Origin of the sequence: Nocardioides sediminis (assembly GCF_003047295.1) — a bacterium.
Taxonomy (GTDB): Bacteria; Actinomycetota; Actinomycetes; order Propionibacteriales; family Nocardioidaceae; genus Nocardioides; species Nocardioides sediminis.
In genome coordinates this window covers 347,855-364,436 of record NZ_PZYZ01000001.1, presented here as the reverse complement: position 1 = coordinate 364,436, position 16,582 = coordinate 347,855, and the positions used below count along the sequence as shown (strand labels likewise).

Sequence of the window (16,582 nt, the reverse complement as noted above, 5' to 3'; positions counted from 1 at the left end):
AACGCTCCTAGCCTCACGACCTGCGGCCCCCATTTGGCCGTTGCGGCACCAGCCCCGCCGCTGGCTCCTAGTATTGGCAGCCGGGGGCGGAGACCGTCCGGAAAATGCACAGGTATCCGCCATGCGGGGGACGATCCACATCGACGTCAGGCACAACGGGGCCGGGAAGGCCCAAGTCGGGTACATCGAGCTCAGGGTGCCCGGTCCGGTGCTGCGTGGGCACGTCCGGCTGGCGCGCCGCCTCGGCGAGCTGCCCGCCCCCGTGCGCGTCGTCGCGGTCCCGGGCCCACCGTCGGACGCCCACCGGGTGATGCGGCTCGAGCGCGCGCTGCACCGCCTGTCCGACGACGCCCACCTGCCGGCCCCGGAGGCCGAGCACGTCGACGCCGGTGGTCCGCGGTCCGGGGGCGACCGGGTCGTCGTCGACCTCACCGACGACCCGGGCGAGGGGCTCCGTGCCGCCTTCGACGGCCGTCCCGGTGAGGCGGCCCTGCTGTCGGCGCTGGAGGGCGGACGGCTGCCGCTGGTCGAGGTGCTCGATGCTGCCGGCTCGGTCCTGGCCCGCGGCCGACCGGGCAGCGAGCAGCCCGGTGTGCTGGTCACGGCGTACGCCGAGGTGCTCCCGGGACTGGGGACGCTGCTGCTGGCCGCCCTGCGCGGGCAGCAGCTCGCCGATCCCGCGCCGGACCTGACGCCGTACGACGTCGCGAGCACCTCCCGACCTCTCGCGCTGACGGTGGCGCGCAAGACCGCCGGTGCGCTCGCTCGGCAGGGTTACCGCGCCCTCTACCGCGCGCCGCACTGGCGGGTCGGCTGGCGGCTGCTCGAGCCGAGCGAGCCGGACGTCCTCACGACGCTCGAGCACCCCGCCGGGGGCTGGCAGGACCTGCCCGACGACGGGCACCACTTCTATGCCGACCCGTTCCCCGTCGTGCACGAGGGACGGACCTGGCTCTTCGTCGAGGACTACGACCACCGGGTGGGCCGCGGCGTCATCTCGGTCGTCGGCTTCGACGACGACGGGCCCGTCGGCACGCCGACCACCGTGCTCGAGCACGACGTCCACCTGTCCTACCCCTTCGTGCTCGAGCACGAGGGCGAGGTGTGGATGGTCCCGGAGACGTCGGCCGCGGGCCGGATCGAGCTGCACCGGGCGACCGCGTTCCCGCACCGCTGGACGCTGGAGGCGGTGCTCGTCGAGGGGGTGGAGGCCAGCGACGCGACCCTGCTCGAGCACGGGGGACGCTGGTGGCTGCTCGCCACGGTGCGCCACGGCGGCTCCTTCTCCGACACGCTTGGCGCCTGGTCCGCGGAGAGGCTGACCGGCCCGTGGTCGCCGCACCCGCTCGGCGCCCTGCTCGTCGACATCGCGAGCGCCCGCCCCGCCGGTCGGGTCGAGGTGCGCGACGGGCGCCTGCTGCGCCCGGTCCAGGACAACCGCACCGGCTACGGCGCGTCCCTGCTGCTGATGGAGGTCACGCGGCTCGACGAGGGCGGCTTCGAGCAGCAGGTGCTCGCTCCCCTGGCGGCCGGTCCCCGGTGGCCGGGCCGGCGGCTGCACACCCTCAACCGCGCCGGTCGCCTCGAGGTGGTCGACGGCTCCGCGATGTCCCCCCGGTTCCGCCGCCGACCCCGAGAGCCCCGAGAGCCCCGAGAGCCCCGAGAGCAAGGACGAGCATGAGCCTCACCGTCCACCGCGAGGACGACTTCGACTTCCTCTCCGCCGAGTACGCCGAGCTGTACGCCGCCGCCGACGCGACGGTGTTCCAGCACGGCGTGTGGCTGCACCGCCTCTACCGGGACCTCGCCCCGGCCCGGGGCGCGCGACCGGTCGTCGTCACCGTGCGGCGTGCCGCGTGCGAGCTGGTGCTCGTGCTGCCGCTGGTCGCGACCGGACGCGTCGTACGCACCCTGACCTTCGCCGACCTCGGTGTCGCCGACTACAACCTGCCCGTCGCGTCGCGAGCCGTCCTCGACGAGCTCGCCGCCGACCCCGGGGTCGTGCGCGGCATCGGCGACGCCCTCGGGCGGTGCGACCTCCTCGTGGTCGATCGCGTGCCGGACTCCCCCGGCGCCGTCACGGCGCTGCTCGCCGGGTCGCACGCCCGCCGGCACCGCTACGACACCCACCTGGTGACGCTCGGCGCCACGCCCGAGGAGTGGCGCGGCACGCTCGACCCCAAGTTCGTCCGCCACCTGGAGCGCAAGTACAAGAGGCTGCGGCCCCGGGGCGAGCGGGTCCTGCGGGAGGTGACCGACGTCGCCGAGGTCGAGCCGTTGATGGAGCGCATGCGGGCGTTCCGGGCAGCCCGCTTCGCCGGTCGCCGCGCGGTCGACCTCGTGCAGGACGACGTCGCCTTCGCGTTCTACTGCGCCGTCGCCCGCGACAGCGTGGAGCACGGCGGGCCGGGGCGCCTCGTGGTGCTGGAGGTGGGCGGCGAGGCGGTCGCGATCACCCTCGACCTGGTCGAGCCGGACGGCGAGCTCTACGTGCTGGTCGGCTACGACGTCGAGCGGCTGCGCAACTACTCCCTCGGCCTCCTCATCGTCGACGGCATCGCCCAGGACGCGATCCGCCACGGCAGGTCCTGGCTGGACCTGACGGTCGGCGACGAGGGCTACAAGGCCGACTTCGGCGCCCGGCCCCGCGCCCTCCACCAGGTCCGGCTCCCCCGCACCCTGCGCGGGCACGCCGCCCTCCTGCGCCACGACGGCGAGCTCCTCGGCCGGCGGGTCGCCAAGCAGGGACTCGGCGCGTGGGAGGCGCAGCGCGCACGGCGTCGTACGGCGCGCGAGGAGCGTTCGCGGACCGTCGAGGCGGAGCGGCAGACGACGTCCACCTGAGGACGTTTCCTACCCCGCTGTGGTGATGCCCGGGTTCGTTCCCGGGCCCTACGATGACGGGCAGCCCCCCGAGCCCAGTGAGTCGCCATGCCGCCACGGACCCCACGTCAGGCCCCGCGTCGCCGGCGCCTCCGGCCGGTGCTCGTCTGCGCCCTCGGGCTGACGTGCGCGTGGGGTTTCCTCGAGGTCACCGCGGAACCGCCGCGGCCCGGGGACGGGTCCGGCTGGGCCAGCGCGGCCGGTGCGGACTTGTCGGGGTGGGTGTTCGGCCCGCCGGGAAGCGGGCGCCGACCGGGCGCTCGACCGGCGCCGCCCGCCGACGCCCTGCACGTCGCCCGCGACGGCGACGACCGGGCGTCCGGCTCGAGCACGGCTCCCCTGCGGACGGTCCGCGAGGCGCTCGACCGCGCCGACGACGGCGACACCGTGGTCGTCCACCGGGGCAGCTACCACGAGTCGCTCGAGGTCGACGGCGCCACCGGCGTCACGCTGATGGCCGCCCCCGGTGCGGCGGTCTGGATCGACGGCAGCCGGACGGTCGGGGGGTGGACCGCGTCTGGCGGCACCTGGGTGTCGGCGGGCTGGACACCGGAGTTCGACTCCAGCCCCACCTACACGTGGGGAGAGCCCGACAACACCTCGCCCAACTGGCAGTTCGTCAACCCCGCGCACCCGATGGCCGCGCACCCCGACCAGGTCTGGATCGACGGCGTGGCCCAGCAGCAGGTCGGGTCATTGGCGGAGGTCGGGCCGGGCACGTTCTTCGTCGACGAGCCGGGCGACCGCCTCTACCTCGGGTCCGACCCCAGCGGTCGCGAGGTGCGCGCGAGCGCCCTGGCCAAGGGCCTGAGCGTGCGGGCGGCAGGCACGCGGGTCGTCGGGATCGGCGTACGCCGCTTCGCCAACTCCGTGCCCCACATGGGCGCCGTGACCGTCGAGGCGCCCCGCGTGCGGCTCGTCGGCGTGGCGATCGTGGACAACGCCACCGCGGGCCTGCACGTCATGGACCGCCGCGTCCGACTGGTCGGCGTGCGCGTCTCGGACAACGGGATGATGGGCATGACCGCGACCGACGCGGACGGCCTGCGCATCGACCGGATGCGAGCGACCGGCAACAACCGGGAGCGCTTCAACACCTCACCGGCGGCCGGCGGCGCCAAGATCGGCCGCAGCACCGACGTGGTCGTGCGCGACAGCGTCTTCGAGGCCAACCTCGGCACCGGCCTGTGGTTCGACGAGTCGGTGCTGGGGCTGCAGGTGCTCGGCGGCCGGATGCACGGCAACGCCGTCCACGGCATCTCGCTCGAGCTCTCCGGCGAGGCGCTCGTGGCGGGCAACCTCGTCGCCGACAACGCGGGGAGCGGGCTCAAGGTCAACGACACCAACGACGTCTCGATCTGGAACAACACCTTCACCGGCAACGACCGCGAGGTCGACATCGTGCAGGACGACCGCGACCTCGACCCGCAGGGCAGCCACCTCGACCACTCGCTCGCGCTGACGTTCCGCAACGGTCCCGTCGCCCTCCGCAACAACGTGCTCGCCCAGACGTCCCGCGGCTCCGACTGCCTGCTCTGCGTCGAGGACTACTCGGGCCGGATGACGGCCGAGGACATGCGGGTGACGGCGCGCGGCAACCTCTACCAACGCCCCACGAGCGACCGCCCGGCGACGGTGGTGCGGTGGTCGCGCGGCGAGGACGCCGTCGCGTTCACCACGTTCGGCGCGTTCCGCAGCGCCACCGGGCAGGAGCGGCCGGGTCGGCTGGTCAGCGGCGCGCGGGTGCTGCGCGCCGACCACCGGGTGACGCGGAAGGTCGAGCGGATCGCCCGCAAGGTCGCGCGTCGGCTGCCGGCATCGGTGGCCGCCAAGCTGGGCGTCGACCGCGGGACCCGCCGCCTCGGCGCCTGGTGACCCTGGCCCCCCGTCCTGACACACCGGGGCCTGCGACCTGATCGGACGCACGCGCGACCGACCCCGAGGGTGTCGGCCGGCTGGCCGTCCCTCGGGGTCGGTGGCGGGGGGCGCTAGCGGAGCTTGATCTTCAGCACCCTGCTGGCAGCGGCGGTGGTGGCGTCACCGCCGTACCGCGCCTTCACCTTCAGCTTGCCCCGAGCCGCGTACTTCCCGAGCTTGATGGTGACCTTGCCCTTGCGGAGCTTGCCGGTGAACTTCTTCTTGCCCACCTTCACCGTCACCTTGCCGGTGGCGTTGCCGCCTCCGGTGCGGGCGACCTTCCAGACGACCTTGACGGCCACCTTGCCGCGGACCCGCTTGGTGACGGCCTTCCCCTTGAGGCTCGCCGTCGCCTTCGACGTCGTCGCCGGCGGCGGGGTCCCCGTGCCGGGGGTGGTCGGCGTCGTGGTCGGCGTCGTGGGAGACGTGGTCGGCGGCGGCGTGGGAGGCGTCGTCGGGTCCGGCGGCAGGTCGACGAGCACCGGCTCGGCCGTCTCCGAGATGGTCACGTTCTTCTTGACCGTGTGGGTGGCCCCGTCGTTGTCCGTGACCGTGAGCGTCACCAGGTAGGTTCCGGGACCTGTCATCCGGTAGTCACCCCGCGGGCTCTGCGAGGTGCTGGTCCGGCCGTTGCCGAAGTCCCAGGCATAGGACTTGATCGTGCCGTCCGGGTCGGCCGAGGCCGATCCGTCGAACCTGGGCCGCAGGCCGGCCTCCGTGGCCGTGAAGGCCGCGGTCGGTGCCACGTTGGTCGGGTCGATCACCGTCACCTGCACCGTGGCCGGTGCACTGGACCGCTTGAGGTTGTCGAGCACCGTCAGGCTGACGGTGTAGGTCCCGGCGTTCTCGTAGGTGTGCGTCATCACCGGGGTGTCGCTCTTCGCGGACGTGCCGTCCCCGAAGCTCCACCGGTAGGACTGGACGGCACCGTCGGGGTCGTTCGACGCCGAGCCGTCGAACGTCGCCGTGAGCGCGTTCACCCCCGAGACAGCGACGGACGCCGTGGGAGCCGCGTTCGGCGCCGGCTCGCCGGCGGCCTCGACGTGGGCGGTGAGCTCGGCTGCCGAGAGTGCCCGCTTGTAGACGGCCACCTCGTCGACGTCACCGACGAAGGACCCGGGGATCCCGGCGGCGGTGCCACCGACACGCCAGTAGCCGATCGCCAGGTGCTCGCCGACCGTCACGTCCGCCAGCGTGCCCTGCAGCACCCCGTCGACGTACAGTTGCATGCCGTCCGGGGAGAGCACCCCCGCCGCGTGGTGCCACGCGCCGTCGTTGTAGCTGCCGGAGCTGGCGATGGTCGACATCTCCGCGTCGGGCTTGACGCCGAACGCCACGTGGCCGGCCTCGTCGAGGTAGAGGTGACGGTCCGCCTTGGTGCGGAAGCCGCCCACGTTGTCGCGGCCCACGATGCGACCGCCGGTGGTGGACGTCGTGCGGAACCACGCCTCCAGGGTGAACAGGTCCGGCGGGCTGTCCTGGACGTCCGAGGTGGCCACGCTGTCGGCCGCGCCGGTGAGGCTCGCCCCGAGGTTGGTGGCGTCGGTGTGCACGGCGCCCTGGGTGCCGCGGACAACGCCGGCACCGACGGTCATCGGGTTGAAGCCCACCGAGTCGGCGGCCTTGACGGTCGCGTCACCGTCCTCCTCAGCGAAGCGCCACCAGTGCGTCGGCTCGTCGGTGTGCACGGCCTCGAGGTACTCGCTGTCCTCGCCCTGGCCGGTCACCGTCACAGGTGTCCACGGGGAGTTGGCCGTGAGACCGCTGGGGTCCCGGGCCTGGAGGCGGTACTCGTAGCTCCCCGGCGCCACCTCGTCGGTGTAGGTCATGCCGAGCGGGTTCCAGAAGTCCGCCTCGACGAACCGGCTGTGGACGAGGTTGGACCCCTCGGCCCCCACGGCGCGCCGGGAGAGCCGGTACTCGAGGTACTCGTTGTCCATGTCCTCGTTGGAGTGCCAGCTGATCCGGACCTTGCCGGGCTCCGTGGAGGTGGCCTGGATCGGGTACGACGCGTTGAAGAGCGTCGGCCCCCTGCCCTCCTGCACCAGGTCCGAGACCGCGAACCTCGTCAGGCCCTGCTGGGCCTGGCCGTTGACCCGGGTGAACTCACCGGCCATGACGATGTACTCGTCGTTGCCGGTGACGCTCCACGGGCCCTGGCTCTGCCCGGTGAAGGAACCGGCGTTGATCGAGGGGTACCAGGTGAGCTGGGAGGGCGACGGCTGGCCCTCGAAGTTGAAGTAGCGGCGGTTGTCGGGCTCCCACGTCGCGGTCCCGGTCGCCTCCTTGCCGAAGGCGACGGCGCGGTAGTAGGGGTAGTCGCCCACGCCGCCGGCGCCCTGGGTGACGCCGCCGATGTTCTCGCAGTAGTGGGCGTGGTTGGCCGTGTAGACGGCGCCGTCCTGCGGGTGCACCGAGTAGCTGTCGCCGTGGCAGTCGGCGACCCACTTGAGGGTGCCGTCCCAGTTGACGGCGAAGACGCCTTCGATGGTGCCGGCCTTGATGGTGCTGAAGGTGTAGCCGGCGCCGTAGAAGGCGTCGTCGTCGGCCGCCAGGGTGGTGATCGCGCCGTCCGCGTCGTCCTCGCCGTTGCCGGCGTAGATGAGGTTGCCGGCCTCCATCGGGAGTGCCGCCCCGGTCACCGCGTCCAGCAGCGCCATCCCGTCCCCGGGCTCGGCGGCGGTCGGGTCGTTGTCCTGACCGGGATCGTCGTTGACCTCCATGAACATGCCACCGACCGCGACCCTGCTCCCGTCCGGGCTCACCGCCAGGGCGTTCACGCCGCCGCCGGTGACCCTCGGCGCCCAGTCGAGCAGGTTGCCCGCCGCGTCGAAGGCGGCCAGGTTCCCCCGGGTCTGGTTGCCGACGCCGCCGAAGCCGCCGCCGACGTAGATGTTGCCGTTGCTGCCGACGGCGATGGCCTGCACGGACCCGTTGACCTGCGGGGCGAAGCCGTCGACGAGCTCCCCGGTCGTCAGGTCGAAGGCCGCCAACCGGCCACGCGGTTGCCCGTCGACGGTGCTGAACTCTCCGCCGACGTAGAGCCGGTCACCGTCGACGGCGACGGCCCGGACCTGCTGGTCGAAGGACGGGTCGAAGTCCGTCATCTCCCCCGTGGTCACGTCGTAGGCGACCAGGTTGTCGCGAAGGACCCCCGTCCCCTCCGCGGCGCCCGCGGGTCGCGCCTCGTCGAAGTTGCCGCCGGCGTACACGATGTCGCCGCGCATGGCCTGGGACCACACGACACCGTTGATCTGTGTGGTCGGCAGGGCGTCCGCCGTGACCGTGACCGGGGTCTTCGGGTCGTTCGGGTCCCGCGGGGCCCAGTCGGCGGATGCCGGCCCCTGGCCCAGCACCGCCAGGCCGGACAGCGCCAGTGCGCCGCCCACCGCGATACGTGCGCCTCGCGTCGCGAGGCTCCTGCGTGTCTTCATGTCGGTCTCCCCCGGGGTAGAGCCCTCGGCTCGTGCGGATGTGTGGGTGGTCGTGCGATGTGGCGAAGAGCTGGTGCTGCGTGTGCGGAGCGCTGGAGGGCGGCGTCGTCTCATGGCGTCGGGCCGGCCCAGATGTCGTCGAAGGACGCGATCACGGGTGCGTTGGTGGCCGACCCGGAGAGGTAGGTCCCGACTCCGATGTGACCGGTGGTCTGCAGGGCGGCGGTGCTGTCGGTGACCGACGCCGTCCACGTCGACGGCTCCGCGGTGCCGACCTTCCAGACCTTCGCCCGGAACGTCGTGGGAGAGGTCCCGAAGGCCTGGACCTTCACCTGCAGGCGGTCCGTCGGCGCCACCGTGAGACCGCTGACGGTGCGGCTCTGGAGCGTCGTCTCCGTGCCACCGACGTTGCGCCCCAGGATCACCGAGACGGTGCCCCCGGCGTTGAACTTGGTGTCCATGTAATAGCGGTCGCCGGAGGCCAGGAGCCGCGGTCGCAGGGTGACGTAGGTGCCGCCGCCGGTGGCCACCTTGTCGACGCCGATGGTCGCGCGCATCTCGGTGTCGGAGGACGACACCCCGGTCATCGCCCTGCTCGGACCGGCACCTGCGGAACCCATGCGGATGGTGCCCACGCCGCCGGTGACGTTGAAGTTGCTCGACGTGCCCGAGCCGGTCCAGGCACCACCGAGGTCGGCCGTGCCCCACCCGCCGGTGACGCTGCGGGTGAAGGAGTCCTGCGCGTACGCCGCGGCTGCCGCGCTCACGGTGACCTGCTGGGTCGCGGTGTCCTTGGCGCCGTCGTCGTCGGTGACCTCGAGCGTCACGGTGTAGGTGCCGGCCTCGGTGTAGGTCCGGCTGGCGGTGGCGCCGCTGCCGGTGCTCCCGTCCCCGAAGTTCCACGCGTAGGACGAGATCGTGCCGTCCGGGTCGGCGGAGGCGCTGCCGTTGACGTTGACGGTCAGCCCGTTGGTCGTCGCGGAGAAGGCCGCGTTCGGCGCCGTGTTGGGGGCGACGATGGTGACCTGCTGGGTGCGGGTCGCCGTGTTGCCGGTGGCGTCGGTGACGGTGAGCTTGACGTCGTACGTGCCGCCCGCCGTGTAGGTGTGCGAGGCGGTGGCCCCGGTGGCGGTCCCTCCGTCCCCGAAGGTCCACGCGTACGACGTGATGCCCTGGTCGTCGGTCGAGCCGGAGCCGTTGACCGTGAGCTGCGTGCCGCTCACGTCGGTCGTGAAGCTCGCGACCGGCGGCGCGGACACCGGGACCTGCTTGGTCAGGCTGGTGGTGGCGCCGTCGTCGTCGGTGACCGTCAGCGTGACGCCGTAGGTGCCGGCGGCCGCGTAGGTGTGCGACGGGTTGGCCTGGGTCGAGGTCCCGCCGTCGCCGAAGGTCCAGGCGTACGACGCGATGGTGCCGTCCGGGTCGCTGGAGCCACTGGAGCTGAATGCAGCCGAGAGACCGTTGACCTGGGAGCTGAACTGCGCGACCGGCTTGACGTTGGGTGCTTCCGCCCCCGTGGCGGCCGCGTGGTGTCCAGCGACCTCGGCGGCGCTCAGATCGTGCTTGTAGATGGCGACCTCGTCGAGGCTGCCGTTGAAGTAGCCGCTGCTCGGGGCGGACGGCCAGCCGGAGACGGTGTCCCCGCCGAGCCGCCAGTAGCCGATGGACAGGTGCTCACCGACGGTGACGTCGGCGCGGGATGCGACCTGCTGCCCGTTGACGTACAGCTTCATCCCGGAGGAGGACAGCGTCGCGACCGCGTGGTGCCACTGACCGTTGTTGTAGCTGTTGGGACTGACCACGTCGAGTCGTGAGGCGTTCGGCTTCACGCCGAAGTGCAGGCGGCCCGCATTGTCCATGTAGAGCTGGCGGTCGTGCTTCGTGGAGTTGCTGGTCGTGTTGCGGTTGCTCCAGCCGACCAGCCTGCCGCCCGTGCTCGACGTCGTCTTGAACCAGGTCTCGATCGAGAACACGTCGGGCGGGAAGCCGGCGGTCGCGCCGGCGGCGGAGCCACCGGTCGCACCGCTGAACGTCGAGGCGGTGTCGCTGTCGCCCGAGATCGCGCCCGACGCTCCGCGGGTGACGCCGGCCTGGGTCGTCAGCGGGTCGAAGCCCACCCGGTCGGCCGCGACCGTTGCTCCGGTGGCCTCACCCAGACGCCAGTAGCTCGTCGGCTGGCTGTCGTAGACCGCCTTGACGTAGTCGCTGTCCCTGGCACCCGACGGCGCCACCGTCACGGTCGTCCAGGGCGAGTTGGCGACGTTGCCGAAGGGGTCGCTGACCTGGACGCGGTACTGGTGCGTGGACCCCGGGGTCAGGCTGGAGTGCGAGTCGGTGACCCCCATCGTGAAGGGGTTCCAGTGCCGGGCGAAGACGTTGCGGGTGTGCACCAGTCCGGCTGCGTTCTGTGTGTCGCGGTAGACCCGGTAGGTGAGGTACTCGTTGTCGTTGTCGCGGTTGATGCCCCAGTTGACGCGCACCTTGCCGGCCTCGGTCGAGGAGACGTTGAGCGGGTACGTCGTGCTGAAGTACTGCGGTCCGGAGTCGTTCGGCGCGAGGCCGCTCCTCGCGAAGCGGACCAGGCCCTGCTGGGCGACGCCGTTGATGCGCGTGAACTCGCCGCCCATCACCAGGTAGTCGCTGTTGCCGGTGACGCTCCACGGGCCCTGGGACTGGCCGGTGTAGGTGCCGGCGTTGAAGTTGGGGTACCACCCGAGCTGGGTCGGCGCCGGCTGGCCCGCGAAGTTGGTGTAGCGGCCCTGGTCCGGCTCCCACGTGAGGGTCCGGGTGGCGGCACGGGTGGTCGCGATGCCCCGGTAGTAGGGGTAGGAGCCCACCGACCCGGCGCCTTGGCGGATGCCGTCGAGGTTCTCGCAGTAGTGCGCGTGGCCGGCGGAGTAGACCACCGGGCCGATGGCCATCGCGTCATAGGTGTCGCCGTGGCAGTCGTTGAGGTAGTTGATCGTGCCCCCGTCCCAGCTGGCGGAGAAGGTGCCCTCCCAGGTGCCGCCCGACCTCCCGAAGGTGTAGCCCCCGCCGAAGATGTAGGTGCCGTCGGTGGTCAGCGACGTGATCGCCCCGTCGGCGGTGCCGTTGCGGACCACGGAGTTGACGGCCATGGGCAGGCTGGCGCCGGTGACGGCGTCCACCATGCCGAGGCCGTACCCGGGGTTGCTCGAGCCGTTGAGGGCGGTGAAGGAGCCGCCGACCGCGATCTTGGTGCCCTGCGGGTTCATGGTCAGCGCGTTGACCGCGCCACCCGTCGCCTGCGGCGCCCAGTCCAGCAGCGCGCCGTTGGAGGCGTTGAAGGCCGCGAGGTACTGGCGGCTCGCACTGCCGACGCCGAGGAACGCGCCACCCGCGTAGACCGTGGAGTTGGTCGCGACGATGGCGTCGACGTCGTAGTTGACCGGCGGCGCGAAGGTGCTGACCAGGGCCCCGGTCGCCGTGTTGAACGCGGCGATGCGCCGGCGGGTCTGACCGTTGACGCTCGTGAACTCGCCGCCGACGTAGAGGCGGGTCTTGTCCGGGGAGACCGCCAGGGCCCGGACCTGGCCGTTGAAGGACGGCGCAAAGCTCGTCATCACGCCGGTCGTCACGTCGAAGGCGAGGATGTTGCCGCGGGCGACGGTGTTCTGTCCTGCGGGTGATCCCGCAGGGCGCGCGTTGGAGAAGCTGCCCCCGGCGTAGACCGTGTTGTTGACCATCGCGGTCCGCCACACGACGCCGTTGATCTGCGGCGCCGGGAGCGCGTCGTTGGACACGGTCACCGGCGACGTCGGGTCGTTGGGGTCCTGCGGAGCCGTGTCGGCGCTTGCCGAGCGGGGCGCCATGGAGAGTCCCGCCACGGCCAGGACGATGGCGAGCGTGCCGCTGAGGCGGCGTACGACGGAGGAGCGCTTCTTCACGGAGATCAACCCCAGAGGTTCTCGTAGGAGCGGCTGCGGGGGTGCAACCAGTGGGGGCCGGGGCGGACTGCTCCGACAGGACCCGAGAGGCGACCCGGACGGGTCTGCTCAGCCATCGACGGACCCCGTGAAGGCGACCGTCGGGGCTGAGCCGGTGTAGCTGACCTCGACGCGCACGTCGTCGCGCTGGTCGTCGGGCACGGTGAACACGTAGGTGCCCTGGCGGGACGAGCCCGGCGACAGGTCGCCGGCGAGGGGCTCCGACGACGATCCGAACTGGGTGGCCGGCGTTCGGTCGGCGCCGTAGGAGAGAAAGACCACGACGCTGTCGAGCGACACCGCGTCCTCCCCGTCGTTGGTGGCGGCCACGGTGACGCGCAGGCCGGGACCCGAGATCTCTCCCGGGGCCTTGGCCTCGGCCTGCACGGCGGTGATGGAGGCGAGCTCGACCGTGAGGCCGGTCCTGAAGTCGCCGACGCTCTGCAACGGCACCGGGGCCAGCGTCTGCACCGGCTCCACGGGGACCGTCTCTCCGGTGGCCGTGCCGGGCTCCGCGCCGTCGGTCGTGGCGTCGTCGGCGTCGTCGCCGCTGTCGTCGGCTGCGCCGCCCCCGTCGCCACCCTTGGTGCCGCCGCCCTTGCCGGAGCCACTCGTGCTCGCACCGTCGGTGTCGGACCCCGTGCCGCCTGACCCCGACGTGTCGGAGCCCCCGCTCCCGGCTCCGGCCTTGCCCGATCCCGCCTTGCCCGATCCCGCCTTGCCCGACCCCGCCTTGTCCCGTCCGGTCGACGGTGAGTCGGTGGACTCGCCGGCCGCGGCGTCACCGGACGACGCGCCCGACGTCCGTGCTCCCGCGTCACCGCCCTGCGGTTCGCCGGAGGAGCCCGTCATGGCCCAGACGGCCGCGGCCGCGATGAGGACCACCGCGGCCAGGACGATGATGACGGATCGCTGACGTGATGCTTCGTGCATGCCCTCGGTGCCCTTCTCGGGTCGGCCCTCTGTCCCCACGGGGCCGCTTGTCGAGGACGGTAGGCACCGGCGGGCATGCCACAGGTCTCGGTAAAGGGAGAATGCCCCAGACGGGGTACGGCTTCGACTAGTCCACTCGGTGGGGGTCGGGCTGCTGCACCGCTGGGACGGCGTACTGGCGCGCTTCCTGCGCCGACCTGTCGGCGCCCCTCCGACCCCATGTCGGCCTCAGCCGTGCGGTGGATACCCCATCCGGGGGAGGGCCGGACCCGTGCTGGACCAGGCGGAGAGACGCCGGTGCCGCGCTCGGGCAGGGGTTCAGGAGTTGAAGCGCTGCTGCGTCTTCTCGAGGCCGACGGTCACCAGCGACTCGACGGCGTCGGCGGCGTCCATGACCTGGAACGGCAGGTCCTTGCGCTCGGCGGCGGAGTAGTCGGAGAGCACGAAGTCGGCCACGTCCTGGCGTCCCGGTGGCCGGCCGATCCCGCAGCGCACGCGGTAGAAGTCCCCGGTGCCCAGGCTCGAGCGCATCGAGCGCAGTCCGTTGTGGCCGTTGTCCCCGCCGCCCAGCTTGGTGCGCAGCGTGCCGAACCCGATGTCGAGCTCGTCGTGGATCGCGACGATGCGCTCGGGCGGAACCTTGTAGAAGGTCGCCAGCGCCTTGACCGGGCCGCCGGTCTCGTTCATGTAGCAGCGGGGCCTGGCCAGGACCACGCGGGGGCCGGGGGTGCCGGGCGGCGTGACGCGGCCCTCGACGACGTCGGCGCGCCCGGACTTGTGGGACCTGAACGGCGACCCCATCCGGTCGGCGAGCTCGTCGGTGACGAGGTAGCCGACGTTGTGGCGGTGCCCGGCGTACGACGGACCGGGGTTGCCGAGGCCGACCACCAGCCAGACGTCGTCGCTCATGGGCTCATCCTCGCAGCCGTACCTCCGGCCAGCGGTCGGCACCACCCCGAGAAATGGCGGACGCCGCACCGGGGAGCCCGGTGCGGCGTCGCACGTCGCTCAGGAGGCGTGCCGTGGGGTCACTCGGAGTCCGAGGATCCCTCCGTCTCGCCGGACTCGGCAGCGCCCTCCGCGGCCTCGGCCTCGGCGGCCTCCTCGCCGGACGGCTCGTGCTCGATGCCGGCCTCGGCCTCGGCCTCCTCCAGCTCGGCCTCGAGGGCCTCGGCGGAGATCTGCTGGGTCACGTTGACGATGAGGAGCTCCTCGTCGGCGAGCAGCGTGGTGCCCGAGGGCAGGGTGAGGTCCTTGGCGTGGATCTGGGTGCCGATCTCGGCGCCCTCGACCGACACCTCGAACCACTCGGGGATGTGGGTGGCCTCGGCCTCGACGGAGACCACGGCGTTCTCGGTGACGACCAGCGTCTCGGCGGCGGCGTCGCCCACGACGTGGATCGGGACGTCGACGGTGACCTTCTCGCCGCGCTTGACCGCGACGAAGTCGACGTGCTCGATGACGCGGCGGATCGGGTCGACCTGCACGTCCTTGGTCAGCGCGAGCTGCTCGGTGCCGTCGATGTCGAGCTCGAGCAGCGCGTTGGCGCCGCCGTGCTTGAGGGCCATCATCGTGTCGTGGCCCGGCAGGGTCACGTGGACCGGCTCGTTGCCGTGGCCGTAGATGACGGCGGGGATCTTGTGCTCGCGGCGGATGCGGCGGGCCGCGCCCTTGCCGAACTCGGTGCGGGTCTCGGCAGTGATCTTCTCGGCAGACATGCTCTCTCCTCGGTGCGTGGTGAAGTCTCAGGGCCCCGGAGACGACGAACGCCGCGCTCCCGACAGGAGACGCGGCGCGTTCGGGCGCGAGCCCGGTGCTGCATCTGCCCTGTCGATCACGGAGTCGAGCTCCCTCGCCGAGGCAACTTCCCAAGCCTACGACCGACGTGCGTCGTAGGTCGAATCGAGCGGTCAGATGCGGTCCAGGGTCGCGCCCGTGCGACTCAGCCACTCGAAGACCCGGATCGCCGAGAGGCCCACGGCGAGGTAGCCGACGCCGATGAGCAGCTCGGTGCCGACGAGGCCCGACACCGCACCCCAGGCCGCGCCGTCGGCCAGCATCCGGCTCGCCTCGATGGCGTGGGTCAGCGGCAGCCACCGGCCGACGGCGGCCATCCACCCGGGCAGGTCGTCCAGCGCCACGTTGGTCCCGGTGAAGATGAGCAGCACGAGGAAGAGGACGTTGCCCAGCGTGGCCCCGTCCCGGTAGACGAGGTTGATCGCCCCCATCACCAACCCGAGCCCGGTGGAGGCCAGCGAGCCCACCGCCACCACCAGCGCGATCAGCGGCCACGCGCTGCCCGGGATGTCGGTGTCGAGGAGCATCGAGCCGACCACGACCCCGAACATCGCCACGAACCAGCCGTTGGCGATCACCGGCATCGAGCGGCCCAGGAACAGCGGGATCCGTCGTGCGGGCGTCGCCAGCACCAGCCCCAGCGTCTGCGCGAACCGCTCGCCGCCGATGGTGAAGGTCATCGCGAACATGCACGGGATGGCGGCGTAGTTCAGCGCGTTGCCGATGACGTAGAACTCGTCGTCGCCCACGCCCGCGCTGCGCCCGATGTAGGCGAACAGCAGGATCTGGCAGACCGGTGACACCAGCAGCGACGGGACGAAGATCCAGGGGTTCATCCAGCCGAACAGCGCCCGGTAGCTCATCAGGCCGCCGATGAAGAAGATGCGTGCGCTCGTCACGTCAGTCCCTCACGTCAGGGCCAGCGTCGCGTCGCGGCGGGCCGAGGTGATGAGGCGTACGCCGAGCCAGGCAGCCAGGGCGGCGTACGCCAGGCCGACGGCCGCGCAGATGGCGAGATCGCCCCAGGGGCTCTCGCCCGCCGCCGCGGCCCGCATCCCCTCGACCGCCCAGGTGGGGGCCAGCAACCACGAGACCGGGCGGAGGACGGCCGGCAGCAGGTCGAGCGGCACGACGAAGCCGCACAGCAGCCAGCCGGGGTACTCCAGCGCCGCGCCGAGGGCCCACGAGGTGCGGTAGCGCACGGCGGAGACCGAGAGCAGGAACCCGAACAGCGCGATCGTCACCGCGGCCATCAGGATGCTGAGCACGAAGAGCGGCCAGTTCTCCACCTGGAGGGCGATGTCGAAGAGCCACCAGTCCCACAGGATGGTGGCAACAACGCTGTAGAGGCCGATGGCGGCCATCGCGAAGGTGATCGGCAGGAGCACCAGGGAGAACGGGGTCGGCGCGGCGACGACGAGCTCGAGGGTGCCGGCGCGGCGCTCGCGCTGGACGAGGGTCGTGGCACTCACCGTCTGCGAGGTCCAGATGCCCATGGCGGCGGCACCGATGCCGGCGTACAGCATTGCGGCCGGGTCGCCGTTGACCTGGTAGACGAGCAGCGCCGCGGTGGCGAACATCAGCGGGAAGACGACGGCCAGGAAGCCCTCGAACGGCGAGAACAGCAGGATCTTGAGCTGGAGCCAGAAGCAGACGACCTGCTGACGCACG

At 72.1% G+C, this 16,582-nt stretch carries 10 protein-coding genes; 3 read left to right on the top strand and 7 right to left on the bottom strand.

What is annotated here, in order from left to right; genetic code table 11:
• The first annotated feature begins 121 nt into the window (after positions 1-121).
• The 3 genes from DAI17_RS01690 (at position 122) to DAI17_RS01680 (ending at position 4,758) form a co-directional block, all read left to right on the top strand.
• On the top strand, positions 122-1,681 hold the full coding sequence (locus tag DAI17_RS01690) for a glucosamine inositolphosphorylceramide transferase family protein (RefSeq protein WP_199904883.1): 1,560 nt from the start codon (positions 122-124) through the stop codon (positions 1,679-1,681).
• Positions 1,678-2,844 carry a GNAT family N-acetyltransferase gene (locus DAI17_RS01685; RefSeq protein WP_107771163.1) on the top strand — a complete coding sequence of 389 codons (1,167 nt, stop codon included), beginning with the start codon at positions 1,678-1,680 and terminating at the stop codon, positions 2,842-2,844. Before DAI17_RS01690 ends, DAI17_RS01685 begins: the two co-directional genes overlap by 4 nt.
• A gap of 87 nt (positions 2,845-2,931) precedes the next feature.
• Entirely contained in the window at positions 2,932-4,758 is a 1,827-nt protein-coding gene (locus DAI17_RS01680; RefSeq protein ID WP_159081296.1) for a NosD domain-containing protein, read from the top strand.
• Between the two features lie 113 nt (positions 4,759-4,871).
• Here DAI17_RS01680 and DAI17_RS01675 read toward each other — a convergent pair whose 3' ends face one another.
• The 7 genes from DAI17_RS01675 to DAI17_RS01645 form a co-directional block, all read right to left on the bottom strand.
• Positions 4,872-8,234: a PKD domain-containing protein gene (locus DAI17_RS01675; RefSeq protein WP_159081295.1), complete on the bottom strand. Its 3,363-nt coding sequence runs from the start codon at positions 8,232-8,234 to the stop codon at positions 4,872-4,874.
• A 110-nt stretch (positions 8,235-8,344) separates the two neighbouring features.
• Positions 8,345-12,142 (bottom strand): PKD domain-containing protein, encoded by a 3,798-nt coding sequence (locus DAI17_RS01670; protein ID WP_107771160.1) that lies wholly within the window; start codon positions 12,140-12,142, stop codon positions 8,345-8,347.
• Between the two features lie 108 nt (positions 12,143-12,250).
• On the bottom strand, positions 12,251-13,153 hold the full coding sequence (locus tag DAI17_RS01665) for a COG1361 family protein (RefSeq protein WP_107771159.1): 903 nt from the start codon (positions 13,151-13,153) through the stop codon (positions 12,251-12,253).
• Positions 13,154-13,432: 279 nt separating this feature from the next.
• Positions 13,433-14,023 (bottom strand): aminoacyl-tRNA hydrolase, encoded by a 591-nt coding sequence (gene pth / locus DAI17_RS01660; protein ID WP_107771158.1) that lies wholly within the window; start codon positions 14,021-14,023, stop codon positions 13,433-13,435.
• 119 nt (positions 14,024-14,142) lie between these two features.
• Positions 14,143-14,832: a 50S ribosomal protein L25/general stress protein Ctc gene (locus DAI17_RS01655; protein WP_107771157.1), complete on the bottom strand. Its 690-nt coding sequence runs from the start codon at positions 14,830-14,832 to the stop codon at positions 14,143-14,145.
• Positions 14,833-15,024: 192 nt separating this feature from the next.
• Entirely contained in the window at positions 15,025-15,810 is a 786-nt protein-coding gene (locus DAI17_RS01650) for an ABC transporter permease (protein WP_107771156.1), read from the bottom strand.
• A gap of 9 nt (positions 15,811-15,819) precedes the next feature.
• Entirely contained in the window at positions 15,820-16,581 is a 762-nt protein-coding gene (locus DAI17_RS01645; RefSeq protein ID WP_159081294.1) for an ABC transporter permease, read from the bottom strand.
• Position 16,582: the final 1 nt, after the last annotated feature.